Below are 25,354 nucleotides of genomic sequence, written 5' to 3'. Positions count from 1 at the left end.
AGCCCCTCGTGCTCCCGGGGGCGGACCGTCATGGGCTCACGCGTGCCGCAGCTCCGCCGGGCGGACCGAGCGGCGCAGCAGGGGCAGCGAGGTGGCCGCCGCCAGCAGACAGGCCGCGTACACGGCGATGGGGACCAGGAGCGCGCTGAACGGCACGGGCAGGGAGTCCGCCGACGTGGCGGAGCCGTACCAGATGCCGATCGCCAGACCGCCGAGGCCGGCCACCGTGATCGCCGGGGTCAGCGGCAGCGCGGTCTCCAGGAGCAGCGCCCGGGCCAGTACGGAGTGCGGCACCCCGGCGGCGGCCTGCGCGGCCAGGCCCCGGCGCCGGGTGGCCAGGGACTCGGCGGTAGTGACGGCCAGGCCGGTCAGGACGAGCGCGAGGGTGACGAGGATCGCGGCGCCGGTGAGGTCGATGCCGGTCGTGTAGTAGGCCATGTCCGCCGCGATGGTGCCCTCGCGGCGGCTTTCGTCCAGTTCCGCGAGCAGCACCTGCCGTACGCCGACGAAGCCCGAGCCGACGACCGTCACCAGCAGCACCGCCGCGTGCGTACGGGCGGTGGCCCAGGGGTCCTCGCGCAGCCGCTCCGCGGCGATGAGCAGCGCGGGGCGCCCGGTGCCGGCCGCGAGGCCCTCGCCCAGCTGACGGGAGGAGGCGCCGGACAGCCAGATCGCGGTGAGGCTGCCCAGCACGGCCAGGGCGATCACCGTGACCGGGCCCAGACCGAAGGAGACGGGGCTGCCGGTCACCGGTGTCACGGCGATGACCAGCAACAGCGCCACCAGCAGCCAGGTCACCGTGCGGAACAGCCGCCCCGGCCCCCGCGCCGGCCGCGTCCGCCGCACCCGGCCCAGCGGATCGGCCACCACCCGGCGCAGCGACACCGCGCCCACGGCCGCGCCCAGCACCGGCACGCCCACCGCGACCAGCGCGATCCCGGCCCAGGCCGCGGCGGTCGGGCTCGACCACGTGCGCAGCAGCACCGGCACGAAGACGGCGGTGGCGAGCGCCGAACCGGCCAGCGCGGCGGGCCCCGACTCCAGCGCCGCGATCCGCCGCACCTGCCAGGGCGCGGCGCCCGCAAGCCGCAGCGCGGCCAGCCGCCGGTCCCGGTGCACCGCCCCGATCCGCGCGCACTGGCCGAGGAACCCGAGCACCGGAAGGAGCAGCAGCCCCAGCGCCAGGCTCACGTTCCGCCGGTCACTGGGCGAGTCGAACAGCCCCGACCCGAAGGACACGGAGTACCACCCGTCCAACGACAGCAGCGCTACGATCCCCAGCCCGATCCCCGTCGCCAGCGCCGCCCCCACCGCGGTGAGCCCGACCCGCCACCACTCCCGCCGATCGGAACCCCGGGTGAGCAGGAAGGCGAGCCGGAGATCGGCGAACAGCACGCCGCCGCTGGGCCTTCGGCGCGGGTGGGCGGCGCCGGTCCCGCCATGTCCGCCGGTTCGGGTGCCACCGCCCCCACCGGCCCCCTGGCCGCCCCCGAGGCCGACGCTCCTGCCCGTGCCCCCGCTCACGCCGCCACCCCCTGAGCGGCCACGGCCCCGTCCGTCAGGCGTATCTCCCGGTCCGCGTAAGCCGCCACCTGGTCGTCGTGGGTGATGAGGACGACCGCGGTGCCCGTGTCGCGGGCCGTCTGGACCAGGGCCGTCATCACCTGCTCGGTCGTCAGGGAGTCGAGCGCTCCCGTCGGCTCGTCCGCGAAGACGATCCGCGGCGTGGTCACCAACGCCCGGGCCAGCGCGACCCGTTGGGCCTGGCCGCCGCTCATCTCGCCGGGACGCAGGTCCTCCTGGCCGCGCACCCCGAAGCGCTCCAGCCACTCGTCGGCCCCGGCGTGCGCCTCCGAACGCGAGGCACCCGCCAGCAGCAGCGGCAGCGCCACATTGTCCAGCGCCGTCAGCTCGGGTATCAGCTGCCCGAACTGGAACACCACCCCGAACTCGGTCCGCCGCAGCTCGCTCAGCCGCTTCTCCGGCAGCTCGTCCAGCCGCTGCCCGGCATACGTCACCGAGCCCGCGTCCGGGCGGACGATCCCGGCGAGACAGTGCAGCAGCGTGGACTTCCCGCTGCCGCTCGGGCCGGTCACGGCGAGCAGCTCGCCGTCCCGCAGCTCGACCGACGCGCCGCGCAGGGCCTCGGTCCTGCCGTGCGCCTTGACGAGGTCACGGGCCGCCAGCAGCGGCACCGCCTCGCCCCCCTTGTCGCTCATGCTGCGTCTACCTCCGCGATCAGAGTGGTGAGCCGGACCCCGGTGGTGGTCATCCACCGCAGGTCGGCGTCAAGGTGGTTGAGGGCGTAGTCGGCCGAGAGCACGGTCGCGAGATCGGCTCCGCGCGCGGTCTTCACCGCCGTCAGCTCGCGCATCCGCTCCAGGTGGGCGGCGCGTTGGGCGCGCAGATACGCGTCCGCGTCACCGCCGGACAGGATCGAGACGACGACCTTGGCGAAGATCTCGTTCGTCACGAAGGGCGCGGGCGGGGCGATCTCCCGCGCCCACTCGGCCAGTTCACGCTCCCCCTCCTCGGTCCAGCGGTACTTGGTCCGCTCCGGACCGCCGTCCGAGTCGGTGCCCTCGACCTCCGCGAGGCCGTCCCGGACCAGGCGCTGCAGGGTCGTGTAGACCTGCCCGTAGGCGAGGGGACGGGCCTGCGGGAAGCGTTCGTCGTGCCGTCGCTTGAGGTCGTAGCCATGGCTCGGCCCCGAGGCGAGCAGCCCCAGCAGGATGTGGCGGGTGCTCATGGCGATCATTATGCACGCGATACATGTACTGAGTGAATAGTGAGACTCGGCGGCCTTCCGGCGGCCTCCCGGTGACCGCACCGCCGTCTCCGGGTACGGCCGGCGCCGACTCGACGCAAAATGTGAGGAGAGGCACGTAGTCCCCCCTCTCACGTCTGCCGTGGCGTCCACTGGGTAGGGCTCCGGATGCCCGCAGAGCTCGCCGTACCCGACAAGGAGGCCCTCGTGGCCGCACTCGCCCACCCTCTCTCCAAACCCGAGGCGGATCCGTGCGCCTTCAGCGCGGACGGAGCCTGCGCCGAGACCCCGCTGACCAGCGAACCTCCGCTGCCCGACGCCGAGCCCCTGACCAGTGAGCCGCCGCTCGCCGACGCGTCCTCGCTGACCAGCGAGTCGGCGCCGTTCGCCGACGTAGAGCCGGAATTCACGGCGCTGTAGATGACCGCGCAGGCGCCAGGAGGCCGTGGATGAGCGCACAGGGGCCGGCCGCACCCGAACCGTCCGCCGAGGACCCGTACGCCGAGGACCTCTCCCGGCTGGCCGCGCTGTACGGCGTCGCCGGCTCCTACAGTCCGTCCCCGGACCGTACGGTCATGGCCTCCGCCACCGCCGTCACCCTCGCCCTGGCGGCCCTCGGCGTCGACGCGAGCGGCCCGGAGGCGGCCCGCGCCGCGCTCGACGCCCGGGAGCGGGAACTGGCGGAGCGGCTGCTGCCCCCGACCGTGGTCGTGTGGAGCGGCGGTACGTCCCCTGCCCTCGACGCTCTCCCGGCCGGCACCCGGCTGCGGATCGAGACCGAGCAGGGCGACACGCGCGCCGACACCGACCAACTCCCGCACGGCGTCCACCGGCTGACCGCCGACTCACCCGACGGCCGCACCGCCGAGGCCCACCTGGTCGTCGCCCCGGCCCATCTGCCCACGCCCACCGGACGCTCGTACGGACTGCTCGTCCAGCTCTACTCCCTGCTCTCCCAACGCTCCTGGGGCATGGGCGACTTGGGGGACCTCGGCGAACTGAGCGCCTGGGCGGGACGTGCGCTCGGCGCCGGCTTCATCCAGGTCAACCCCCTGCACGCGGCCGTACCGGGACCGCCCACCGACCCGTCCCCCTACCGCCCCTCCTCCCGCCGCTTCCCCGACCCCGTCCACCTGCGCGTCGAGGACGTCCCCGAGTACGCCTACGTCACCGAGCCCGAGCGGCTGCGGACGCTCCTGGAGCGGGCTGGACGGCTGCGCGAATCGGTGCTGGCGAAGGACGAGTTGATCGACCGAGACGCGGTCTGGGAACTGAAGCGGGAGGCGCTGGAGCTGATCCGCGAGGTGCCGCTGGGGCCCGGCCGACGCGCGGAGTACGTCGACTTCCTGGCCCGCGAGGGCGAGGCGCTGGAGGACCACGCGACCTGGTACGCCCTCGCCGAGGTGCACGGCGCCGACTGGAGCCGCTGGCCCGAAGGTCTGCGCGACCCCCGCTCGGCCGAAACCGCGCGTGCCCGCGGGGAGTTGATGGACCGCGTCGACTTCCACTGCCGGCTCGCCTGGCTCACCGACGCCCAACTCACCGCCGCCCAGCGCACCGCACGCGAATCCGGCATGCCGGTCGGGCTCGTCCACGACCTCGCGGTCGGCGTGCACCCGCTGGGCGCCGACGCCTGGGCGCAGCAGGAGTACTTCGCCGCCGGCATGTCGGTGGGCGCCCCGCCCGACGCCTTCAACTCCCGCGGCCAGGACTGGGGCCTGCCGCCCTGGCGCCCCGACCGCCTCGCCGAGTCGGGCTACGCGCCCTACCGCCGGCTCCTGCGCGCCCTGTTCCGCTACGCCGGCGCCCTGCGCATCGACCACGTCATGGGACTGTTCCGCCTCTGGTGGGTCCCGCAGGGCCGCCCGCCCACGGAGGGCACCTACGTCCGCTACGACGCCGAGGCCATGCTCGCCGTCCTCGTGCTGGAGGCCGAGCGCGCCGGGTCCTTCGTGATCGGCGAGGACCTCGGGACCGTGGAGCCCGGCGTGCGGGAGGCGCTGCGCGAGCGCGGAGTGCTCGGCACGTCCGTGCTGTGGTTCGAGCGGGACTGGGAGGGCGACGGCCGTCCCGTGCCGCCGGAGAACTGGCGCGCCGACTGCCTCGCCACCGCCACCACCCACGACCTGCCCTCCACCGCCGCCCGTCTCACCGGCGAACACGTCGAACTCCGCGACCGCCTGGGCCTGTTGACCCGCCCGGTCGACGAGGAGCGGGCCGAGGCGGCCGCGGACACGGGGGAGTGGCTGGCCCTGCTCGCCAGGCTCGGCCTGCTGCACGGCACCGGCGGCGGCCACAGCACCTCCACCGAGGAGGCGGAGATCCAGGCCGTCCACCGCTTCCTGCTGCGCACCCCGGCCCATCTGATCGGCATCTGGCTCCCGGACACGGTCGGCGACCGCCGGCCGCAGAACCTGCCGGGCACCTGGGACCAGTACCCGAACTGGCGGCTGCCCATCGCGGACGCGGACGGCCGCCCGGTCACGCTGGAGGAACTCGCGGCCTCACCGCGACTGCACGCCCTGATCGAGGTGATCCGGGCGGGGTGAGGAGGCGGTGAGAGGTCGGGGCGCACCGGGCTCCGGGCCGGGGCGCCCCTCGTACGGCACCCCCGGGCGAGCGTCCCCATTGGTCGTTCGATACTTTTGTGATCGTGGACAAGAAGAACGCCCTGCGCGCCGGCGCCCTGGCTGCCGGAACGACGCTGATGATGCTGCTCATGTCGTCCCCCGCGCTCGCGCTGACGCGCGACGACGGCGACGACCCCGGCCACGGCCTCAGCGTCATCGAGACGCTGAGTCTCTACGTGCTGACGCCGCTCGCCCTGTTCGCGATCATCGCGGGTCTGGTGCTGGCCCTGGACAAGTCCAAGGACCGCGAGCCGAAGACGAAGTCTCCGGCCAAGGCGAAGGTTTGACCGCACTCCTCACCGCACTTCTCACCGCACTTCTCACCGCGCTTCCTCACTGAGGGCGCCGTCCCCGCCGTACGTACGCGCATCCGCCGTACGCACCGCGAGGACGGCGCCCTCGGCGTGTTTCAGGGGCTCGGCCTGGTCAGGTACCGCTGGACCGTGGGCGCCAGCCACGCCACGATCTCCTCGCGGGCCAGCGCCACGACCGGCGGCAGCCGCAGCACGTAACGGGTCAGCGCGAGCCCCAGCAACTGCGTCGCGCACAGCGCGGCCCGGGTCGGGACCTGCTCGGGGTCCGGGCACACCTGGCGGGCGATGGGCAGCAACTGGTCGCGGAAGACGGCCTGCATCCGCATGGCCCCGGCCTCACTGGTGGCGCCGACCCGGAGCAGGGCGGTGAGTACCTCGCTCTCCTCCCACATGGCGAGGAAGTGCTTGACGAGGACCTCGCCGACGTCCTGCCGGCGCAGCGCGCCGATGTCCGGCAGCTCCAGGTCGACGGAGACGGCCGCCGCGAAGAGGCCCTCCTTGTTGCCGTAGTAGCGCATCACCATCGAGGGGTCGATGTGTGCGTCCTTGGCGATGGCGCGGATGGTGGCGCGCTCGTACCCGTCGGCCGCGAAGCGTTCGCGGGCCGCGGCGAGGATCGCGTCGCGCGTGCCGTCGGAGCGGCGGCGCGGAGTGCCTGCGGCGGCTTCGGTGCCTGTGGTGCCTGTGGTGCCTGTGGTGCCTGTGGCGGCTTCGGTGCGTGTGGTGCCTGCGGTTTCGCTCCCGTTCATGCCTACGAGTGTAGGCCAACATCTGTTTGCCAACGCATGTTGACTTCCATGCCGACGTGCGTCTATGTTCGTCAACAAGCGTTGGCAAACAGGCGTTGGCATCAGGAGGTCGCCATGTCCACCACTACTCCCGTGATCGTCGTCGGATCCGGCCCCACAGGCCTGCTGCTGGCCGGTGACCTCGCCGGCGCCGGCGTCCCCGTCACCCTTCTCGAGAAGCGCCCGCACGAGACCAGCAACCTGTCCCGGGCCTTCGGTGTGCACGCCCGCACCCTGGAGCAGCTCGACGCCCGCGGACTGGCCGATCAGTTGATCGCCACCGGCGACACCATCACCGGCCTGCGCCTCTTCCGGCGGCTCACGCTGGATCTGGGCACGCTGCCGTCCCGGTTCCCGTTCCTGCTGATCACCCCGCAGTACGAGGTCGAGCGGCTGCTGGAGCGGCGGGCGCGCGAGGCGGGGGTCGTGTTCGAGTACCGGGCCGAGGTCGTGGGGCTGCGGCAGGACGACGAGGGGGTCGACCTCGACGTCCGTGGCGCGGACGGCACGGTCGGCACCCGGCGGGCCGCGTATGTCGTCGGCGCGGACGGCCATCACAGCGCCGTACGGCAGGCCGTGGGGCTGCCCTTCCCCGGCGTCTCCGTCATCAAGTCGCTGTTCCTGGCGGACGTGCGGCTCGCGCGACCGCCCGAGGGCGTGCTCACCGTCAACGGCGCGGGCGACGCCTTCGCGATGATCGCCTCCTTCGGCGACGGCTGGTACCGGGTCATGGGCTGGAACCGGCGCAACGAGGTGGCCGACGACGCCCCGCTCGACCTCGACGAGATCAAGGAGGTCACCCGGCGCGCCCTGGGCACCGACTTCGGCATGCACGACGCCCGCTGGCTCTCCCGCTTCCACAGCGACGAGCGCCAGGCCCCGCAGTACCGGGTCGGGCGGGTCTTCCTCGCGGGGGACGCGGCACACGTCCACTCCCCGGCCGGCGGCCAGGGCATGAACACCGGCCTCCAGGACGCGGCCAACCTCGGCTGGAAACTCGCCGCGGCGCTCCGGGGCCGGGCGCCCGAGGGTCTGCTCGACACCTACCAGTCCGAACGGCACCCGGTCGGCAAGGCGGTCCTGCGCAGCAGCGGCGGTCTGGTCCGCCTCGCCCGCGCGCAGAGCCCGGTGCTGCGCGCCGTCCGCGGTCTGGTCTCGGCCTTCGTCAACGTGGCCCGCCCCGTCCAGCGCAAGGCCCTCGCCCAGGTCTCCGGCATCGGCTACGCCTACCCGGCCCCCCGAGGCGCCCACCGCCTCACCGGCACCCGCGCCCCGGACGTCGCCCTGAAGGACGGCGGCCGTCTGTACGAGGCCCTGCGCGGCGGCCGGTTCGTACTGATCACGCCGGAGGGTCACGAAGAACCGGAGGGGTACGAGGGTCAGGGCGCCCGCAAGGACCTGCTGGCCGTGGAACGCTGGGCGAGCCGGCGCCGTACAACCGTGCTGGTGCGGCCCGACGGATACGTGGCCTGGGCGGCGGAGGCCGCGGACGCACCGGCGATCGAGCGGGCGCTCGCCGCGCACGTGGGCTGAACGGGACCGGAGGCGCCTGGACGGGTCCGAAGGGGACCGAACGGGCCCGCTAGCGCTGGGTGTTCTGTGTCCCCGCGAGCAACTCCCGGAGCAGGTCGGCCAGTTGGCCGGCCTGTTCGGCGTCGAGGGTGGACAGGGCCTCCGTCTCGACGGCGAGGCCGGCGGCGACCGCGCGGTCGACGATGTCCAACCCCTTCTCGGTCAGGGTGACCTGGAGGGCCCGGCGGTCGTGCGGGTCGGGGGAGCGGCGGAGCAGTCCGGCCCGTTCGAGTTTGTCGAGGCGGCCGGTCATGCCGCCCGTGGTGAGCATCAGGGTCGCCGAGAGCTGGCGGGGCGAGAGGGCGTGCGGTGCGCCCGAGCGGCGCAGGGTGGCCAGCACGTCGAACTCGCCGCGGGCGATGCCGTAGGGCGCGTACGCCTTCTCCATGCGGTCGCCCATCTCCCGGGAGAGCCGGAAGATCCGCCCGAAGACCTCCATCGCGGCGGTGTCGAGATCGGGTCGCACCGCCGCCCACTGCTCGACGATCGCGTCGACGGGGTCTTTGTGGGTCATGCGTCGAGTATCCGCCGTGGGTCGATCGGCCGCAAGAAAGTGGCTTGACGGTAAGTCGCTTAGCGCTAAGCTAATTAGCACCGACCTATCTCGAAGGGTGCGTCCCATGGCCACCGCAAGCCGGCGTTCGACCCTGATCGTCCTCACCGCCCTCGCGCCCGTCTCCTGGGGCACCACCTACGCCGTGGCCACCGAGTTCCTGCCGCCGGACCGGCCGTTGTTCACCGGGCTGATGCGCGCGCTGCCCGCCGGGCTGGTCCTGCTGGCACTGGCCCGGGTGCTGCCGCGCGGCATCTGGTGGGCGAAGGCGGCGGTGCTCGGTGCGCTGAACATCGGCGCGTTCTTTCCGCTGCTGTTCCTGTCCGCGTACCGGATGCCCGGCGGGATGGCGGCGGTGGTCGGCTCGGTGGGGCCGCTGTTCGTGATCGGGCTCTCGGCGCTGTTGCTGGGGCAGCGTCCGACGGGGCGGGCGCTGGTCGCCGGGATCGTGGCCGCGTTCGGGGTCAGTCTGGTCGTACTGAAGGCGGCGGGGGCGCTGGACCCCGTCGGGGTGCTGGCCGCCGTCGCCTCGACCGCGTCCATGTCGACCGGCACGGTGCTCACCAAGAAGTGGGGCCGGCCCGAGGGCGTGGGCCCGCTGGCGCTCACCGCCTGGCAGTTGACCGCGGGCGGTCTGCTCATCGCCCCGCTCGCGCTCCTGGTCGAGGGCGCCCCACCGGCGCTCGACGGCCGCGCGGTCGGCGGCTACCTCTATCTCGCCCTCGCCAACACCGCCCTCGCCTACTGGCTCTGGTTCCGCGGCATCGGCCGCCTCACCGCCACGCAGGTCACCTTCCTCGGCCCGCTCTCTCCGCTGACCGCGGCGATCGTCGGCTGGTCCGCCCTCGGGCAGGCGCTGACGGCGGTCCAACTGGCCGGGATGGCGCTGGCGTTCGGGGCGACGGTGGCGGGGCAGTCGGGGGGAGCGCGGGGCGGTCCGGTGGGGAAGTCGGGCACGGCGGGCACGGTGTGGCCGCGTGCCGTGGCGGGGCGAGGAGAAGGCGGGCGGGCGTCGGCTGGACCGGTGGCCCGAGCCGCAGGGGAACCGGTGGCCCCGGCAGCAGCCGGATCGGCGGCCCGGGCGTCGGCGGCATCAGCGGAGTCAGCGGCCAGGGCATCGGCCGATTCAGCGGCCCGCGCGGCAGCCGTCCCCGTTCCCGTCGCCGGCCCCACCGCCCACGCCGGCGCTCCTCAGCCGAAGTAGTGACCCGCCTCCAGGTCGGCGATGAGACCGGGCTCCGTGGGCTGCCAGCCCAGGCGCTCGCGGGTCAGTTCGTTGGACGCGGGCATGTCGAGGGCGGCGATGGGGCCGATCCACCCGAAGTGGGCGGCGGCTTCCTCGGATGAGACGGCTTCGGTCGGCAGGTCCAGGCGGCGGCCGATGGTCTCGGCGATGGCCCGGAACGCGATGCCCTCCTCGGCGATCGCGTGCACCCGGGTGCCCGCCGGAGCCCCTTCGAGCGTCAGCCGGAACAGACGGGCCGCGTCCAGGCGGTGCACGGCGGGCCAGCGGTTGGTGCCGTCACCGACGTACGCCGAGAAGCCCTTGGCGCGGGCGATCTCGATCAGCAGGTGGACGAAGCCGTGGTCGCCCACGCCGTGCACGGTGGGTGCCAGGCGCACGGAGGACGAGCGGACCCCGTGGTCCGCGAGTCCCAACGCGGTGGTCTCCGACCGCAGCCTGGGCGTGCCGAACCACTCGCCCTGTGGCGTGTAGTCCTCGGTCACGAGCTGCCCGGGTCGCAGCCCCGCCGTTCCCGAGGCGATCGCGAAGGGCTTGCCGGAGCCTTCGAGCGCGGCGCCGATCGTCTCGATGGCCCGCAGGTCCGCCGCGCAGGACGCCTCGAAGTCCGAGAAGTCGTGGATGAACGCCAGATGGGCCACCGCGTCGGCGGACGCGGCGCCCTTGGCCAGGCTGTCGAGGTCGTCGAGGCTCCCGTGCAGTACCTCGGCCCCGGCGTCCACCAGCGCCGCGGCGGACCGTTCCGAGCGGGCGAGGCCGGTGACCCGGTGACCGGCGCCGAGGAGTTCGTGGACCAGGGCGGAACCGATGAAGCCGGTGGCGCCCGTGACGAATACGCGCATGGTGTGTCCTTCGGAGGAAAGGAGGGGCCGCGCCTCCGGGGAGCGGAGGTGTGGTGCCTCCGGAAAGTGGAGGTGCGGTGCCTCCGGAATGAGGAGGTCCGGTGCCCCCGGAGATGAGGAGGCGTTGTGCCTCCTGAGATGAGGAGGCCGGTGTCTCCATCGTCCGGAGGGGCACCGCTCCGCGTCCAAGGCCTGTTCCGTATCACGCAATACGTTTCGGGCATCACCCCAGGCCGTGGCGGTACGGTGGAGGCATGCCCCGCTCGGACGACACCCCCGACGCCGACCGCGACCCTCACCTCGACCTCCGGTTGGTCCGCTACTTCACCGCCGTGGCCGAGCACCGGCACTTCGGCCGGGCCGCCGACGCCCTGCACACCACCCAGCCGTCCCTGAGCCGGCAGATTCGCCGGCTGGAGCAGCAGGTGGGCGCCCGGCTCCTGGACCGCACCCCGCGCGGCACGCGGCTCACGGAGGCCGGCGAGGTGTTCCTGCCGCACGCCGAGGCGTTGCTGCACTCCGCCGCCCAGGCCGCCGCGCAGGCCCGTGCCGCCGCCCGGCCGACCCTGATCACCGTCGGCTACACCGCGGGCGTGATCGTCACCCCCGCCGTGCGCGCACTGCGCCACCGGCACCCCGATGCCGAGGTGGAGACCCGGCACCTGGGTTTCGGTGAGTCCCGTGAGGCCCTGCTCGACCACCGGGTGGACGCCCTGGTGACCCGGCTGCCGCTGCCCAGCGCCGGGTTGGAGGTGACGGTCCTCTACGACGAGCAACGGGTCGTGGTCCTCCCGCTCGACCACCGGCTGGCCGGCAAGGAGTCCGTCACCGTCGACGACATCGCCGACGAGCCGCTGCCCCGGATCCCCGGCGCCGACCCCGCGTGGGAGGCCTTCTGGCGCCTGGAACCCCGCCCGGACGGCGGGCGCGCACCCGACGGGCCCGTCGTCGGCGCCCTGGAGGACAAGTTCGAGGTCGTCGCCGACGGCCGGGCCGTGGCCATCACCGCGCACCCGCGAGGCCGACCGATCCGCCCGGACCTCACGGTCGTCCCCCTGACCGGAGTGCCCCCTGCCCAGGTCGCCCTGGCCACCCGTGCGGGCGACCGGAGCCGCCTGGTGACGGCCTTCAGAAAAGCGGCCCGCGGTCACCTCACGGGTTCCGATCCGCAGTAGCGTCACCTCGTCCCCGCGTGACGCAATTCCCGGAGGTGCCCGTGGTCGCCGATGTCTGCGCGGTCTGCGCGAAGCCGCTGCCCGCTCGTAACGGCCGTACGGGCCGGAGTTCCGTCTACTGTTCCGCCGCCTGCCGGCAGAAGGCCTACCGGGAACGGCAGGGGGACGGCGGGGTCAGTGTGCACGGGCTGATCAAGGAGATCGGGCGGCAGGTGGAGGAGTTGGTGCCGCAGCCGCCTTCCGTCTTCTACTCCGGCGTGACGGAACTGTCCTCGTCCGTGGCCCGGCTCCGCCGCGTGGCCCGCACCGCCCGGGACACCGCACGGGAATCCGTCACGCCGGGCCCCGCGACGGAAGTCCTCCCCTCGAAAGGCTCCGCCGCTGAGGGCGCCGCCGCGAAAGGCTCCGCCCTCGGGGGCTCAGCCTCGAAAGACTCCGTCCCCGACGGCCCTGCCGCGAAAGGCACCTCGCCCCGCGTCCCCGACTCCCGCACTTCCGCCCCCCAACTGACCCTCACCGAGACCGACTTCGCCGCCCTCACCGAGTCCCATCGCCGTGAGATCCAGGTGCACTGCTACCGCATGTCCGGCTCCTACGACGACGCCGAGGACCTCGTGCAGGAGACCTTCCTGCGGGCCTGGCGGGCCCGGGACGCCTTCGAGGGGCGGGCGAGCGCCCGGACCTGGCTGTACCGGATCGCCACCAACGCCTGCCTCGACTTCCAGCGCCGTACCGCCCGCCGCCCGCGGCGCTACGAGCCCCTCCCCGGCATGAACCACGGCACCGGCGAGGCCCCGGCCCGGCTGACCTGGCTCCAGCCCTATCCGGACGACGAGTTGCCCTCGGCGCAGGAGCAGCCCGAAGCCGCCGCCGTCGGCAAGGAGACCCTGGAGCTGGTCTTCCTCGCCGCGATCCAGCACCTCCCGCCCCGCCAGCGCGCCGTGCTGATCCTGCGGGACGTGCTCGGGCTGACCGCCGCCGAGACCGCCGAGGCCCTCGACCTGACCGTGGCCTCGGCCAACAGCGCCCTCCAGCGCGCGCGCCCCACCCTCCGCGACCACCTGCCCGACCGGCGCGGCGACTGGACCGCCGCCGCGCCCACCGACGCCCAACGCGCCGTCCTCCAGGGGTACATGGCCGCCGTCGAACGCCTCGACTTCACCGCGATGGCCGACCTGCTCAGCAAGGACGTCACGCTCACCATGCCGCCGAACCCCTTCTGGTTCACCGGCCGCGACGCCCTCATCGACTTCGTCCGGCCCAACCTCGACCCGGCCTCCCCGATGTTCCTGGGCCACTGGCGCAACCTGCCCGCCCGCGCCAACGGCCAGCTGGCGACCGGGGGTTACGTCCGCAGGCCCGGCACGAACGTCTACCGCGCCCAGGTCCTCGACGTGCTGCGCTTCGACGCGGACGACCGGATCGCCGAGATCATGTCCTTCGAGCCGCACCTGTTCCCTGCCTTCGGACTGCCGCTGCGCCTGTGACCGATGACCGGCCGGGGGCCCGTGCGTCTGTATGGCCGTCCGACACGGAACACAGACACATCCCGAGGAGATCACCATGCTGCTCACCGACAAGACCGCGGTCATCTACGGCGCCGGCGGCTCGATCGGCGGCGCGGTCGCCCGTGCCTTCGCCGAGCAGGGCGCCCGTGTCCACCTCGTGGGCCGCACCCGCGAGACCCTTCGGACGGCAGCGGCAGATCTCAAGGACGCCGAGATCGCCGTCGTGGACGCCCTCGACGAGGCGGCCGTGGAGGAGCACCTCGTCGGCGTGGGTGACGTCGACATCTCCTTCAACCTCGTCTCGCGCGGTGACGTCCAGGGCGCCCCGCTCACCGACCTGCCCGTGGACGACTTCCTGCGCCCGCTGATCAACGGCGCCCGCGCCAACTTCATCACGGCACGGGCCGCCGGACGCCGGATGGCCGAGCGGGGTTCCGGGGTGATCCTCACCCTCAACAGCGGTTCCGCGCACGGCAGTCCGATGATGGGCGGGACGGGCCCCGCGGACGCCGCCGTCGACACCCTCGTGCGGAACCTGGCGATCGAGCTGGGCCCGCGCGGGGTCCGGGCGGTGGGGCTGTGGGCGGCCGGGGTGCCGGAGACGTTCACCGTCGAGAAGCTCGCCGCGGTCAACCCGGCGATCGACGAGGCCGCCGTGCAGGGCATCGTCGAGGGCCTCGCCCAGATGCGGATGACCCGCCGCAACCCGACCCTCGACGAGGTCGCCGCCACGGCCGTGTTCCTCGCCTCGGACCAGGCGGCCGGGATCACGGGCACGTTCGTCAACGTCACCGGCGGGATGGTCGCCCGATGAGAACGGCGGCGCCGGGCACTGTGCCCGGCGCCGCCGTCGTCGTACCGGGAACTACTCGGCGGCCGCGTCCGCCGCCTGCGCCTTCAGCGCCCGCTCCACGCCCGCGCGGGACTCGGAGATCAGACGGCGCAGCGAGGCGCCCGGCGCGGCCGAGGCCAGCCAGGCGTCCGTGCGGTCCAGGGTGTCCTGCGAGACCTGGATCGACGGGTAGAGGCCGACCACGATCTGCTGGGCCATCTCGTGCGAACGCGACTCCCAGACCTGGCCGACCGTCTCGAAGAACTTCTCCGTGTACGGCGCCAGCAGCTCGCGCTGGTCGGTCTGGACGAAGCCGCCGATGACCGCCTCCTGGACGGCGTTGGGCAGCTTGTCGGACTCGACGACCGACGCCCAGGCCTCGGCCTTCGCCTCCGCGGTCGGCCGGGCCGAACGGGCGCTGGCCGCGTGCCGCTCACCGGCCGCGGTCCTGTCCCGCTCGTACTCGCCGGCGATCTCCGCCTCGTCGAAGCGGCCGACCGCGGCGAGGCGCTGCACGAACGCCCAGCGCAGCTCGGTGTCGACGGCGAGGCCCTCGATCGTCTGCGTGCCCTCCAACAGGGCGTCCAGCAGGTCCAGTTGCTCCGGCGTACGGGCCGTGGCCGCGAACGCCCGGGCCCAGGCCAGCTGGTGGTCGCCGCCCGGCTCCGCGGACCGCAGATGGGCCAGCGTCGCGTCGGTCCAGCGGGTCAGCAGCGCCTCGCGGGTGGACGGGTCGGCGTACAGCTCGATCGCCAGCTTCACCTGGCGGTGCAGCGACTGCACGACGCCGATGTCGGACTCCTTGCCGATGCCCGACAGGACGAGGGAGAGGTAGTCGCGGGTGGCGAGTTCGGCGTCGCGGGTCATGTCCCAGGCCGACGCCCAGCACAGGGCGCGGGGCAGGGAGGACTCGAAGTCGCCGAGGTGCTCGGTGACGAAGGCCAGCGACTGCTCGTCCAGGCGGACCTTGGCGTAGGACAGGTCGTCGTCGTTGAGCAGGATCACGTCCGGACGGCGCTTGCCGACCAGCTGCGGCACGGCCGTCAACTCGCCGTCCACATCCAGCTCGACGCGCTCGTCGCGCACCAGCTTGCCGGTGTCCTCGTCGAGTTCGTACAGGCCGACGGCGATGCGGTGCGGGCGGAGCGTCGGCTCGCCCTTGGCGCCGGCCGGGAGCGCGGGGGCCTCCTGGCGGACGGCGAAGGCGGTGATGACACCGTCCGCGTCCGTCTCGATCTCCGGGCGCAGGATGTTGATGCCGGCCGTCTCCAGCCACGCCTTCGACCAGGCCTTGAGGTCGCGGCCGGAGGTCTCCTCCAGGGCGCCGAGCAGGTCGGACAGGCGGGTGTTGCCGAAGGCGTGGCGCTTGAAGTACGCCTGGACGCCCGCGAAGAACTCGTCCATGCCGACGTACGCGACGAGCTGCTTGAGGACGCTCGCGCCCTTGGCGTACGTGATGCCGTCGAAGTTGACGAGCACGTCGTCGAGGTCGTTGATCTCGGCCATGATCGGGTGGGTGGAGGGCAGTTGGTCCTGCCGGTAGGCCCACGTCTTCATGGAGTTGGCGAACGTCGTCCACGAGTGCGGCCACCGGGAGTCCGGGTGGTAGGACTGGCAGGCGATCGACGTGTAGGTGGCGAACGACTCGTTCAGCCACAGGTCGTTCCACCACTCCATGGTGACCAGGTCGCCGAACCACATGTGGGCCAGCTCGTGCAGGATCGTCTCCGCGCGGACCTCGTACGCGGCGTCCGTCACCTTGGAGCGGAAGACGTACTGGTCGCGGATGGTCACCGCGCCCGCGTTCTCCATCGCGCCCGCGTTGAACTCCGGCACGAAGAGCTGGTCGTACTTCTGGAACGGGTACTGGTAGTCGAACTTCTCCTGGAACCACTCGAAGCCCTGCCGGGTCACCTCGAAGATGGCGTCGGAGTCGAGGAACTCGGCGAGCGAGGGCCGGCAGTAGATGCCGAGCGGCACGCTCTGCCCGTCCTTCTCGTACACGCTGTGCACGGAGTGGTACGGGCCGACGATGAGCGCGGTGATGTACGACGAGATGCGGGGGGTCGGCGCGAAGGCCCAGACGTCGTCCTTGGGCTCGGGCGTCGGCGAGTTGGAGACGACGGTCCAGCCGCTCGGCGCCTTCACGGTGAACTGGAAGGTCGCCTTCAGGTCCGGCTGCTCGAAGGAGGCGAAGACGCGGCGGGCGTCCGGGACCTCGAACTGGGTGTAGAGGTAGGCCTGGTTGTCGACCGGGTCGACGAAACGGTGCAGGCCCTCACCGGTGTTGGTGTACGCGCAGTCCGCGACGACCCGCAGGACGTTGCGTCCCTCCAGCAGGCCCGGCAGCGCGATCCGGGAGTCCGCGAACACCTCGGCGGGCGCCAGCGGCTCGCCGTTCAGCGTCACCTCGTGGACCGTCGGGGCGACCAGGTCGATGAACGACTCGCTGCCGCCCTCGGCGACATCGAAGCGCACCGTGGTCACGGACCGGTAGGTACCGCCCTCCTGCGCGCCGGAGAGGTCGAGATCGATCTCGTACGAGTCAACGGTCAGCAGCTTCGCCCGCTGCCGCGCCTCTTCGCGAGTCAGGTTTGTGCCAGGCACGCGGTCATCTCCTCGTTATGTGTGGGTTGCGCCATCCTTCCACGGGACCTGACCTGAACGCGATGTCCATTTCCCGCCGGTGAGCGGGCCGGACGAGCGCGAGCCTGGAGTCATGACGACCTACACCGCACGACCCGTCGACCCCACGGTCCTGAAGGAGCTGCGCTCTGCTGACGACGCGGGAGCCCGAATGGTTCCCGTACTCGACGAGGAGGGCGGCGCCCCCCTCCGCTGCTGCCTCCGCCGCAGCGAGCCGGGCGAACGGATCGCCCTGGTCTCGTACGCCCCGCTGCGCCGCTGGGCAGCGGAAACGGGCGCCGAGCCGGGGGCCTACGACGAGCAGGGCCCGGTCTTCATCCACGCCGACGAGTGCGCGGGGCCCGCGGCCGACTCCGGGTACCCCTTCGCGAACGCCCACCGCGTCCTGCGTCGCTACTCCGCCGACGGGCGCATCCTGGGCGGTCGCCTGGTCGAGACCCCTGACGACGACACCTTCCGTGACGCGTTCGGCGACCCGGCTGTGGCGCTGGTGCACGTCCGGGCCGTGGAGTACGGCTGCTTCCTCTACGAGGTGCGCCGGGGGTAGGGCGAATAGTAGGCAAGCTGGTCATACCTGGAGTACCGTAGAGGTATGAAGATCAGTGTGAGTCTTCCGGAGGAAGATGTCGCTTTCGTTGACGAGTACGCCGTACAGAAGGAGGCCGAGTCCAGATCCGCGGTGATACACGCCGCCATCGAGCTGCTGCGGCAGTCGCAGCTGGAGGGTCAGTACGCGGAGGCGTTCGCCGAGTGGGACGGCAGCGAGGACGCCGCGTTCTGGGATCAGTTCTCGGGAGACGGACTGACCGATGAAGCGCGGTGAGATCTACCTCGTCGACTACGAGCCCGCGCGCGGGAGCGAGGCCAACAAGGCGCGTCCCGCCGTGATCGTGTCGAACGACGGTGCCAACGCGGCGGTGGCGCGGACAGGGCAGGGTGTCGTGACACTCGTGCCGCTCACCTCGAACACGTCCCGGGTGTACCCCTTCCAGGTGCTGCTGCCTGCGGCGGAGTGCGGTCTTCCCAAGGACTCCAAGGTCCAGTGCGAGCAGATCCGGGCGCTCGCGCCGGAGCGGCTGCTGCGCACGATCGGCTCGGTGCCCCGGCAGCGCATGGCCGAGATCGACGCAGCCCTGCGGCGGCATCTGGCGCTCTGAAACATCTGAAACAAGCGCAAGGGCGCCCACCGCTCACCGGTGGGCGCCCTTTCCTGTGTGTCGTACTCCGCGCTACGCGCTCAGCTCCGCCGCCACCAGCTCCGCGATCTGTACGGCGTTGAGCGCCGCGCCCTTGCGGAGGTTGTCGTTGGAGATGAAGAGGGCGAGGCCGTTCTCGACCGTCTCGTCGGTGCGGATGCGGCCGACGTAGGACGGGTCCTGGCCGGCCGCCTGGAGGGGGGTGGGGATGTCGGTGAGGGCCACGCCCGGGGCGCCGCCCAGGAGCTCCGTGGCGCGCTCCACCGAGAGCGGGCGCGCGAAGCGGGCGTTCACCTGGAGGGAGTGGCCCGAGAAGACCGGGACGCGGACGCAGGTGCCGGAGACCTTCAGGTCCGGGATCTCCAGGATCTTGCGGGACTCGTTGCGGAGCTTCTGCTCCTCGTCGGTCTCGTTCAGGCCGTCGTCGACGATCGAGCCGGCGAGCGGGATCACGTTGAAGGCGATGGGCCGCTTGTAGACCTGCGGCTCGGGGAAGTCGACCGCGCTGCCGTCGTGCGTCAGCCTGTCCGCGTCGGCAACGACCTTCTGCGCCTGCCCGTGCAGCTCCGCCACGCCCGCGAGCCCCGAGCCGGACACCGCCTGGTAGGTGGCGACGACCAGCGCCTCCAGCTCCGCCTCCGCGTGCAGCGGCTTCAGCACCGGCATCGCGGCCATCGTCGTGCAGTTCGGGTTGGCGATGATGCCCTTGGGCCGGTCCACGATGGCGTGCGGGTTCACCTCGGAGACCACGAGGGGCACCTCCGGGTCCTTGCGCCACGCGGAGGAGTTGTCGATCACGACCGCGCCCTGCGCGGCGACCTTCTCCGCCAGCGCCTTCGAGGTCGCGCCACCCGCCGAGAACAGCACGATGTCAAGACCGGAGTAGTCGGCGGCGGCCGCGTCCTCCACCGTCACCCCGTCCAGGACCGTCCCCGCCGAGCGGGCCGAGGCGAACAGTCGCAGCTCGGTGACCGGGAAGTCCCGCTCCTTGAGGATGCTGCGCATGACCGTGCCGACCTGACCGGTGGCTCCGACGATTCCGACCCTCACGACGACTCCCTTACCTGTTCCTGTACGTCTGCGGCGTTTCCATCATGCGGCCGACCCGGGCCGGCCTGTCCAATTCTTTGCCTCGCATGCCCGAGGAATGGGACGCCGGCCGGGCGGTGTGACGTACGCCTCCAGAAAATTTCCCGGGCCCGCGCCGAACGTTTCCGGGCCCCGCGGCGTCGTAGAGGAAACGCGGTGAGGGGGGTGGCTTGTGCTGCGCAGAAAGGCCCGCCGTGCCCAGAGGGACGATCACGGTGATCCTCTGGACGCGGCCCAGGAACGTCGGGTGAGAGCGGTGCTCGCACTGGGCGGGGTACCGCAGGCGGACCTGCCGGACGGGGTGCAGCAGGTCCGCCTGCGGCTCCTGGAGCGGGCGGCCAAGGGCGACGAGGCCCCGCGCGACGTGTCCGCGTGGGCGGCCGTCGTCGCCTCCAACCTCGCCATGGACTGGCATCGCGCCAAGCGCCGCCAGGAGCGGATCGGCGAGCGGCTGGCCTCCCTGCGCCAGCTGGAGCACCCCTCGGGCGAGGACACCAGCGTGCTCTCCCTCTCCGTCGCCCAGGGCCTGGACGAGCTGCCCGACTCCCAGCGCCAGGTCCTCGTCCTGCGGTTCTTCGCCGATCTGCCGGTCCGCTCGATCGCCGACGAACTCGGCATCCCCGAGGGCACGGTCAAGAGCAGACTGCACACGGCGGTACGGGCTCTGCGCGCCCGCCTGCACGAGGACGAGGTGGTGTGAGATGACCGCCGAACACAACGACACCGACGCGCTCATGGCCGCGATCACGGGGGAGGCGCCCGCGCCGGGGGTCCGGACCGACGACGCGTTCATGGCCGAGTTCCGCGAGGCCGAGGCCGATGTCGCGCTGCTGCGCGAGCAGTTGGGGCTCATCGGGGACGCGCTGGCCGACCTTGAGCGCCCCAAGAAGAAGCCCGTTCCGGTACGGGCACCCCGCGACCTGCGCCGGGTCCGCAGGTTCGCCTTCGCCACCGTCGCGGTGGCCTGCGCCGGGAGCGTCCTGGTGGGCATGGGCTGGCTGCTGGGGCACGCCGGAGGCGGCGCCGACACGATGAGCGGCAGCGACTCGGGCGACAAGGCGGCGGGGTCCCAGGCGAGCTCCGAAGCCGATTCCGCCTTCTCCAGCCCCGGCTTTCTCGCCTGCGCCCGGCTGGTCGTCGAGGGCGAGGTCGCGAAGACGGCCTGGGTGCACGGCACGTCGGGCCGGCAGCGGATCACCCTGGACGTGACCCGCGCGTACAAGCCGGTGAACACCGCCGGGCAGGTCACCGTCGTCCTTGAGGAGGAGGCCGTCCTCAAGAGCCTGCACAAGGGCGAGCACGTCCTGGTGGGCGTGCAGAGGGGGTCGTCGGTCGCGGACTACGTGGTGGTCGGCGAGCGCTCGGTCGCCCGCGAACGCGCCGGGATCCTCCGGGCGCTGCCCGAGTCGGCCTACGTGCCCTGCGGATGAGAAAGGGCGGGCGCCCGTACGGACGCCCGCCCTCACCGTCGTACCAGCCGTGTCAGCTGATTACGGCGTGACCTTCTCGATCTTCACGCTGCCGAGGCCGGCGACCGTGCCGTTGCCGTTCACCAGCTGGACCTGGCCGAAGAACTCACGGCCCTCCGGAGCGGCCGCCGCGGCGGTGACACTCGCGGAGACGGTCGTGGACTGGCCCGTGCCGAGCTTCACCGGCGCCGACTCGTCGACGCTGACCGTGCCGAGTGCGGAGGAGAAGAACACGTCCTGGTAGTCGTAGGCCGTGGAGCCGGACGGCACCGAGTAGCCGATGACCTGGACCGTGTACGTCCCGGCGGCCGGGTTCGGCACCGAGACGGCCTCCTCCGAGTCGCCGTCCGCGGAGCTGCCGACCTCGGTGCCGGCGGCGTTGAGCACCACCAGGTCCAGGTCGGCGGCGGTGTCGGAGACGTTGCCGATCGCGACGTCCAGGGACTTGGCGCCCGCGGGCACCTCGACCGTGGTCGTCTGGGTGACGCCCTCCGTGATGGTCGGGCGGGCCGACTTGGCGGAGCCGAGCGGGCCGCCGGCCAGCTTGCCGTCGATCGCGGCGAAGTTGTTCGTCACCTTCCAGGAGGCGGCGACCGGCGTGCCGACCTTCGCCTCGGGCACGGTCACGGTCTCCGGGTCGAAGGCCGCGCCGTAGGCGGAGACGGTCAGCTTGTAGGGGTTGTCGAGCAGCGGCGAGGTGCGGCGCGCCTCGACCTCGATCTCCCAGACGCCGGGCTGCGGGTCGGCGTACGCACGCACGTCGGGCCGGCAGCCGTTGCCGTCGAGGTAGTTGTTGTAGCAGAACGGCGTCGAGGTGTTGTCGACCGGAACGCCGTACGGGTGGATCGCGATGAACCGGGTCTGGCTCTTGTCCTTGAGCCCGCCGATCGCGACCTCCAGCGACTTGGCGCCCTCGGGCACGGTCACGAAGTACGACTGGGTGGCGTTGCGCTGGACCGAACTCGACGCGGAGTAGGTGTACTTGACCGGCGCCGAGACGACGACCGTGGTGAGGATCTGCTTGTCCAGGCCCTCGGTCCTCGGGTCGTCGAGCTCCAGGATGGCGCTCTTGAGGCCCGCGGACTTCGGGTTGGCCTGCACCTTGACGGTGACCGGCTGGTTCAGCGGCAGCTTCGGCTCGTCCGAGCCGAGGATCTTGAAGGTGCCACCGGCGTTGTTCTCGAAGTGCAGCTCGTGCCGGATCGCCTTGTCCGCACCGGACGTACGGGTGATGGTGATGTCGTACGTCTTCTTCTGGCCGGCCTTCAGACCGCCCTCGCGGTCGTAGAGACCGGTGCCGAAGCCCGGCGTCTTCAGCGCGAAGTCGATCGCGGTGTCGACCGGGGCCTTCACGGCGTAGTCGTGGGCCGTGGCGCCGTCCTTGATGGACTCCCAGGCGTCGGGGATGTTGATGAGGCCCGCGCCCTCCTCGTACGCCTGCACACCCTTGATGTGGTCGGCGGTCGAGGTCAGGGCCGTGCGCAGGGTGGCCGGGGTCAGCTCGATGTTCTTCTGCTTGGCGGCCGACAGCAGCAGCGCGGACGCGCCCGCCGCCTGCGGGGACGCCATCGAGGTGCCCTGGAGCATGGAGTAGCCGGCCGGCAGCGTGTAGCCCGCCTCGGCGACCGGCGCGCCCGGCAGCCAGGTCTGGGTGGAGTTGATCGACGCACCCGGCGCGGACAGGGTCGGCGTGAAGCCGCCGTCCTCACGCGGACCGCGCGAGGAGAAGGGCATCATCGCGTACTTGGTCGTCACGGCCGAGCCGTAGTTGGACGCCCAGGTCTCCTTGGAGATGGTCGCGCCGACCGAGATGACCTTGTCGGCCAGACCGGGGTCGCCGATGGTGTTGGCGCCCGGACCGGAGTTGCCGGCCGAGATGACCAGCTGCACGCCGTAGGTGTCGATGAGCCGCGTGTACAGCTCGGAGCGCGCGTTGTTGCCGTCGTTCAGCGCCGGCAGGCCACCGATCGACATGTTCACGATGTCGACACCGCGGTTCACGACGAGGTCGATCATGCCCTCGGTGAGCGCGATGTTGGTGCAGCCGCCGGTCCAGGTGCAGGCGCGCGAGGAGACGATCTTCGCGCCGGGAGCCGCGCCGTTCATCCTGCCGCCGAACAGGCCGTTGGCGGAGGTGATGCCGGCGACGTGGGTGCCGTGCTCGGACTCGATGACGCCGATGTTGACGAAGTCGGCCTTCGCGCCGGCCGCGTTGTAGACGACGTCCTTGCGGATCTCGACGACGAACGGCTGCCGCTCGACGACGTCCGTCGCCGGGTTGTCGGTGCCGAAGTACCCGATCTGGAAGCCGTCCTTGTACGGCTTCATCGGGGTGTCGTCACCGAAGTCGTGGTTGTTGTTGAGGTCGACCCGCACGGTGCCGGCGGCCGCGTCGTACAGGACGCCCCACTTGTCCGTGGTGTCCCCGTCGCGGTTCGCGTCGCCCTTGGCGTCGCCGCCCGTGGTGGCGCTCTCGCTGAAGACGCTGACCCGGTAGGAGCCGGCGGGCGCCGACCAGGTGCTGCCCTGGTAGGTGAAGGTGGGCCCGGACACCGAGGTGACCATCCCGCGCCAGGTGGCGTCGCCGTCGGCGATCGGGTCGGTCGCGGTCACCCAGTCGACGATCTTCCGCTCGCCCGTGGTGGTCTTCTGCAGCGCGGGGTGGCCGAGGTCGACGCCCGAGTCGAGGATGCCGATGGTGACACCGCGGCCGTCCGCCTTCGGGTGGTCCTGCACGAAGTCGACGGCGCCCGTCTCGAAGGACGGGTTGTACGGGTTCTCGGCGGGGGTCTTCTTGCTCGGCGCCGGGTAGGTCACGGCGGCCGAGGCGGACTTGCCCGCGCTCTTGGTGCTCGGGTCGTCCAGCGGGATCTCCTCGCGCAGGTCGATGCCGTGCACGGAGGAGAGCTTGACGGCGGCGGCGATGGCCGAGTCCGCCTTCGCGGTGGGGACGGTGGCGCTGACGTAGCCGACCTTGTCGAACGTGCGGCCCACGAGGCCGCCGCTGACCGCGTCCAGCTGCTTGGCGACCTGCTCGGTCTGGCCCGGAGCGGTCGCGATCATCATCGTGACGTTCTTGTCGCCGGCCGCCTTGGCCTCGGCGAGCAGGTCCGCGTCGTCGGAACCGAGCTTGTCGTGCGCGGACTTGACGACGTCGTCGGCCGGGGTGGTGGTGGCCGGGTCGTCCGCGGAGAAGGCCATGGGTATCGGCCCCGCCGCGGAGAGCGCGGCGACCAGGCCGGCGGCCACGGCGAGCCGCGCCATGCGTCTCGCACCGCCGGATATCGGATCGCGCTGGGGGGTGAGGGTCATCGGCATCCCTTGGAGGTAAAGGAACGGGCGTGAACGATCGCTCAGCTTTACCCAAGGGACAGTTGTTTGGGAAGTGTTGACCGACATGATGAGGATGTATGGGGAAAACCCGCGATGCCCTTTGAGGTCAATACCCATCAACCCCGGCAAATCACACCAAGGTTCACACTTCCTTCGAACGCGCGTAATGCCGGGAGGCCTTCGCCCGGTTCCCGCACGTGGCCATGGAGCACCAGCGGCGGGTGCCGTTGCGCGAGGTGTCGAAGAAGTGCAGCACGCAGGTCTCGTGGGCGCAGCCGCGGATCCGGTCGGGGGCCGCGGTGAGCAGCTCCAGATAGCCGCGCGCCGCCAGCCAGGCAGGGCCCCACGCCGGGTCGGCGAACTCGGGCCGCTCGCCGGGTCCCTCGGCGGTGAGCGTGGCCCGGATCCGCCCGTGCCCGAGCACGGCGTCGACCGCCTCGGCGGCGCCCGGTGCCCCGTCCACGGCGGCCCGCAGCGCCTCGCGCGCTGCGAGCGTGTGCCGCAGGGTCGTCGCGTCGGCGGCGAACCGATCGGCGAGGCCGTTCGCCGCGAGCCACACCGCGAGCCCGTCGGTGTCGGTGAGCAGATCGTGCGCGGACCCCTCCGCCACCCACCGCGTGTTGAGAAGATCGAGTGCGAGGGGCTCGCCGGTGAGGGGGCGCGGGTCGGTGAGGGCGGGGGACATGGGGGCTCCTTACGACCGGCTGCGTCCCCCCACCTTAACTCTTGACGTCAAGGACAACGGTTATAACGGGAGTGTGGGAGTGCGCAAGAAGCTTCGGGTGGCGGCCTACGCCATGTGCGTCCGCGACGAGCAGATCCTGCTGGCCCGCTGGACCGACCGCTACGGCCGCCCCGAGTGGACGCTGCCCGGCGGCGGCATGGAGCACGGCGAGGACCCCTACGACACCGTCCTGCGGGAGGTCGAGGAGGAGACCGGCTACCACATCGAGGTCACCGGCCTGCTCGGCGTGGACTCCTTCCGCCTCACGACCACGCACCGCTTCGGCCGCACCGTCGACCGCCACGGCGTACGCCTCGTCTACGAGGGTCGGGTGACCGGCGGCGAACTGCGCCCCGAGATCGGCGGCTCCACGGACCTGGCGGCCTGGCACCCGCTGGAGAAGGTGGCCGATCTCCAGCGCGTCGGCCTGGTCGACGTAGGCCTGCGGCTGTGGCGCGAGCGGCCGGCGGCGGGGCGCCTGGCATCGCTTCCCGAGGGGTCGGAATAGCTTCAGTACCCCGCAAGATGAACACTGCGTGACCGGCTCCCGGCCGTCCGAGGAGCGGTCGTGGGCGCGGAGGGTAGTCCAAGATCGACGTACGGTGATCGGCGCTGCGCGTTGCGGCCTCGTTCACGCGCAGGTCATTCCCGGTGCCAAGGCTCCAGAGCGAGC

Annotated in this window: 24 protein-coding genes; 14 read left to right on the top strand and 10 right to left on the bottom strand. The window is 72.2% G+C overall.

The window, feature by feature from the left end:
• Nucleotides 1-36 precede the first annotated feature (36 nt).
• The 3 genes from ACIQI8_RS15035 to ACIQI8_RS15025 form a co-directional block, all read right to left on the bottom strand.
• Nucleotides 37-1,392, bottom strand: coding sequence for an FtsX-like permease family protein (locus tag ACIQI8_RS15035; protein ID WP_402350468.1), 1,356 nt, complete (start codon nt 1,390-1,392; stop codon nt 37-39).
• 128 nt (nt 1,393-1,520) lie between these two features.
• Complete coding sequence (locus ACIQI8_RS15030; RefSeq protein ID WP_402349350.1) at nt 1,521-2,219, bottom strand: ABC transporter ATP-binding protein; 699 nt, start codon at nt 2,217-2,219, stop codon at nt 1,521-1,523.
• Nucleotides 2,216-2,749, bottom strand: coding sequence for a PadR family transcriptional regulator (locus tag ACIQI8_RS15025; RefSeq protein WP_402349347.1), 534 nt, complete (start codon nt 2,747-2,749; stop codon nt 2,216-2,218). Before ACIQI8_RS15025 ends, ACIQI8_RS15030 begins: the two co-directional genes overlap by 4 nt.
• Nucleotides 2,750-2,935: 186 nt before the next feature.
• On the opposite strand from ACIQI8_RS15025, the gene ACIQI8_RS15020 reads away from it, so the two are divergent.
• The 3 genes from ACIQI8_RS15020 (at nt 2,936) to ACIQI8_RS15010 (ending at nt 5,684) form a co-directional block, all read left to right on the top strand.
• Nucleotides 2,936-3,187 (top strand): hypothetical protein, encoded by a 252-nt coding sequence (locus tag ACIQI8_RS15020; protein WP_402349344.1) that lies wholly within the window; start codon nt 2,936-2,938, stop codon nt 3,185-3,187.
• 29 nt (nt 3,188-3,216) lie between these two features.
• Nucleotides 3,217-5,316 (top strand): 4-alpha-glucanotransferase, encoded by a 2,100-nt coding sequence (malQ, locus tag ACIQI8_RS15015; RefSeq protein WP_402349342.1) that lies wholly within the window; start codon nt 3,217-3,219, stop codon nt 5,314-5,316.
• A gap of 104 nt (nt 5,317-5,420) precedes the next feature.
• Nucleotides 5,421-5,684: a hypothetical protein gene (locus ACIQI8_RS15010; protein WP_402349339.1), complete on the top strand. Its 264-nt coding sequence runs from the start codon at nt 5,421-5,423 to the stop codon at nt 5,682-5,684.
• A gap of 122 nt (nt 5,685-5,806) precedes the next feature.
• On the opposite strand, the gene ACIQI8_RS15005 is transcribed toward ACIQI8_RS15010, so the two are convergent.
• The gene (locus tag ACIQI8_RS15005) at nt 5,807-6,460 is read right to left on the bottom strand and encodes a TetR family transcriptional regulator (protein WP_402349336.1); all 654 of its coding nucleotides are present in this window, start codon (nt 6,458-6,460) and stop codon (nt 5,807-5,809) included.
• Nucleotides 6,461-6,574: 114 nt separating this feature from the next.
• Between ACIQI8_RS15005 and ACIQI8_RS15000 the strand changes: the two genes are divergently transcribed.
• On the top strand, nt 6,575-8,032 hold the full coding sequence (locus ACIQI8_RS15000; protein WP_402349333.1) for an FAD-dependent monooxygenase: 1,458 nt from the start codon (nt 6,575-6,577) through the stop codon (nt 8,030-8,032).
• A 49-nt stretch (nt 8,033-8,081) separates the two neighbouring features.
• On the opposite strand, the gene ACIQI8_RS14995 is transcribed toward ACIQI8_RS15000, so the two are convergent.
• Nucleotides 8,082-8,585: a MarR family winged helix-turn-helix transcriptional regulator gene (locus tag ACIQI8_RS14995; protein WP_402349331.1), complete on the bottom strand. Its 504-nt coding sequence runs from the start codon at nt 8,583-8,585 to the stop codon at nt 8,082-8,084.
• A 106-nt stretch (nt 8,586-8,691) separates the two neighbouring features.
• Between ACIQI8_RS14995 and ACIQI8_RS14990 the strand changes: the two genes are divergently transcribed.
• Nucleotides 8,692-9,828 carry an EamA family transporter gene (locus ACIQI8_RS14990; protein ID WP_402349329.1) on the top strand — a complete coding sequence of 379 codons (1,137 nt, stop codon included), beginning with the start codon at nt 8,692-8,694 and terminating at the stop codon, nt 9,826-9,828.
• On the opposite strand, the gene ACIQI8_RS14985 is transcribed toward ACIQI8_RS14990, so the two are convergent.
• Nucleotides 9,816-10,709 (bottom strand): SDR family oxidoreductase, encoded by an 894-nt coding sequence (locus tag ACIQI8_RS14985; protein ID WP_402349326.1) that lies wholly within the window; start codon nt 10,707-10,709, stop codon nt 9,816-9,818. The two genes, ACIQI8_RS14990 and ACIQI8_RS14985, sit on opposite strands and share 13 nt — an antisense overlap.
• Before the next feature lie 254 nt (nt 10,710-10,963).
• On the opposite strand from ACIQI8_RS14985, the gene ACIQI8_RS14980 reads away from it, so the two are divergent.
• The 3 genes from ACIQI8_RS14980 to ACIQI8_RS14970 all read left to right on the top strand — a co-directional run bounded on the left by ACIQI8_RS14980 (nt 10,964) and on the right by ACIQI8_RS14970 (nt 14,206).
• Complete coding sequence (locus ACIQI8_RS14980; protein WP_402349323.1) at nt 10,964-11,884, top strand: LysR family transcriptional regulator; 921 nt, start codon at nt 10,964-10,966, stop codon at nt 11,882-11,884.
• Nucleotides 11,885-11,925: 41 nt separating this feature from the next.
• Nucleotides 11,926-13,371 carry an RNA polymerase subunit sigma-70 gene (locus tag ACIQI8_RS14975; RefSeq protein ID WP_402350465.1) on the top strand — a complete coding sequence of 482 codons (1,446 nt, stop codon included), beginning with the start codon at nt 11,926-11,928 and terminating at the stop codon, nt 13,369-13,371.
• Between the two features lie 76 nt (nt 13,372-13,447).
• Entirely contained in the window at nt 13,448-14,206 is a 759-nt protein-coding gene (locus ACIQI8_RS14970; RefSeq protein WP_402349321.1) for an SDR family NAD(P)-dependent oxidoreductase, read from the top strand.
• 51 nt (nt 14,207-14,257) lie between these two features.
• On the opposite strand, the gene pepN is transcribed toward ACIQI8_RS14970, so the two are convergent.
• Nucleotides 14,258-16,831 (bottom strand): aminopeptidase N, encoded by a 2,574-nt coding sequence (gene pepN / locus ACIQI8_RS14965; protein ID WP_402349318.1) that lies wholly within the window; start codon nt 16,829-16,831, stop codon nt 14,258-14,260.
• Between the two features lie 112 nt (nt 16,832-16,943).
• On the opposite strand from pepN, the gene ACIQI8_RS14960 reads away from it, so the two are divergent.
• From ACIQI8_RS14960 to ACIQI8_RS14950, 3 genes are read left to right on the top strand one after another with little or no spacing between them, the layout of a single operon-like run.
• The gene (locus ACIQI8_RS14960) at nt 16,944-17,417 is read left to right on the top strand and encodes a DUF1203 domain-containing protein (RefSeq protein WP_402349315.1); all 474 of its coding nucleotides are present in this window, start codon (nt 16,944-16,946) and stop codon (nt 17,415-17,417) included.
• 45 nt (nt 17,418-17,462) lie between these two features.
• A complete protein-coding gene (locus tag ACIQI8_RS14955; RefSeq protein ID WP_402349312.1) occupies nt 17,463-17,693 on the top strand; it encodes a ribbon-helix-helix domain-containing protein in 231 nt (76 codons plus the stop codon).
• Nucleotides 17,680-18,027, top strand: coding sequence for a type II toxin-antitoxin system PemK/MazF family toxin (locus tag ACIQI8_RS14950; RefSeq protein WP_401721170.1), 348 nt, complete (start codon nt 17,680-17,682; stop codon nt 18,025-18,027). The genes ACIQI8_RS14955 and ACIQI8_RS14950 overlap by 14 nt, the downstream gene beginning before the upstream one ends.
• Nucleotides 18,028-18,099: 72 nt before the next feature.
• On the opposite strand, the gene ACIQI8_RS14945 is transcribed toward ACIQI8_RS14950, so the two are convergent.
• Nucleotides 18,100-19,116 carry an aspartate-semialdehyde dehydrogenase gene (locus ACIQI8_RS14945; protein ID WP_402349309.1) on the bottom strand — a complete coding sequence of 339 codons (1,017 nt, stop codon included), beginning with the start codon at nt 19,114-19,116 and terminating at the stop codon, nt 18,100-18,102.
• Nucleotides 19,117-19,327: 211 nt separating this feature from the next.
• Between ACIQI8_RS14945 and ACIQI8_RS14940 the strand changes: the two genes are divergently transcribed.
• Nucleotides 19,328-19,855 carry a sigma-70 family RNA polymerase sigma factor gene (locus ACIQI8_RS14940; protein ID WP_402349306.1) on the top strand — a complete coding sequence of 176 codons (528 nt, stop codon included), beginning with the start codon at nt 19,328-19,330 and terminating at the stop codon, nt 19,853-19,855.
• Between the two features lies 1 nt (nt 19,856).
• Nucleotides 19,857-20,585 (top strand): hypothetical protein, encoded by a 729-nt coding sequence (locus ACIQI8_RS14935; RefSeq protein ID WP_402349303.1) that lies wholly within the window; start codon nt 19,857-19,859, stop codon nt 20,583-20,585.
• A gap of 60 nt (nt 20,586-20,645) precedes the next feature.
• Here ACIQI8_RS14935 and ACIQI8_RS14930 read toward each other — a convergent pair whose 3' ends face one another.
• Together ACIQI8_RS14930 and ACIQI8_RS14925 are read right to left on the bottom strand one after the other, a co-directional pair.
• Entirely contained in the window at nt 20,646-23,936 is a 3,291-nt protein-coding gene (locus ACIQI8_RS14930; protein ID WP_402349300.1) for a S8 family serine peptidase, read from the bottom strand.
• Between the two features lie 163 nt (nt 23,937-24,099).
• Nucleotides 24,100-24,642 carry a CGNR zinc finger domain-containing protein gene (locus ACIQI8_RS14925; RefSeq protein ID WP_402349297.1) on the bottom strand — a complete coding sequence of 181 codons (543 nt, stop codon included), beginning with the start codon at nt 24,640-24,642 and terminating at the stop codon, nt 24,100-24,102.
• 79 nt (nt 24,643-24,721) lie between these two features.
• On the opposite strand from ACIQI8_RS14925, the gene ACIQI8_RS14920 reads away from it, so the two are divergent.
• Nucleotides 24,722-25,189: an NUDIX hydrolase gene (locus tag ACIQI8_RS14920; RefSeq protein ID WP_402349294.1), complete on the top strand. Its 468-nt coding sequence runs from the start codon at nt 24,722-24,724 to the stop codon at nt 25,187-25,189.
• Nucleotides 25,190-25,354: the final 165 nt, after the last annotated feature.

The organism is Streptomyces sp. NPDC092369, assembly GCF_044755245.1.
Lineage (GTDB): Bacteria > Actinomycetota > Actinomycetes > Streptomycetales > Streptomycetaceae > Streptomyces.
Note: the sequence above shows the minus strand (reverse complement) of the source record. Positions and strands in the feature narration are given on the sequence as shown.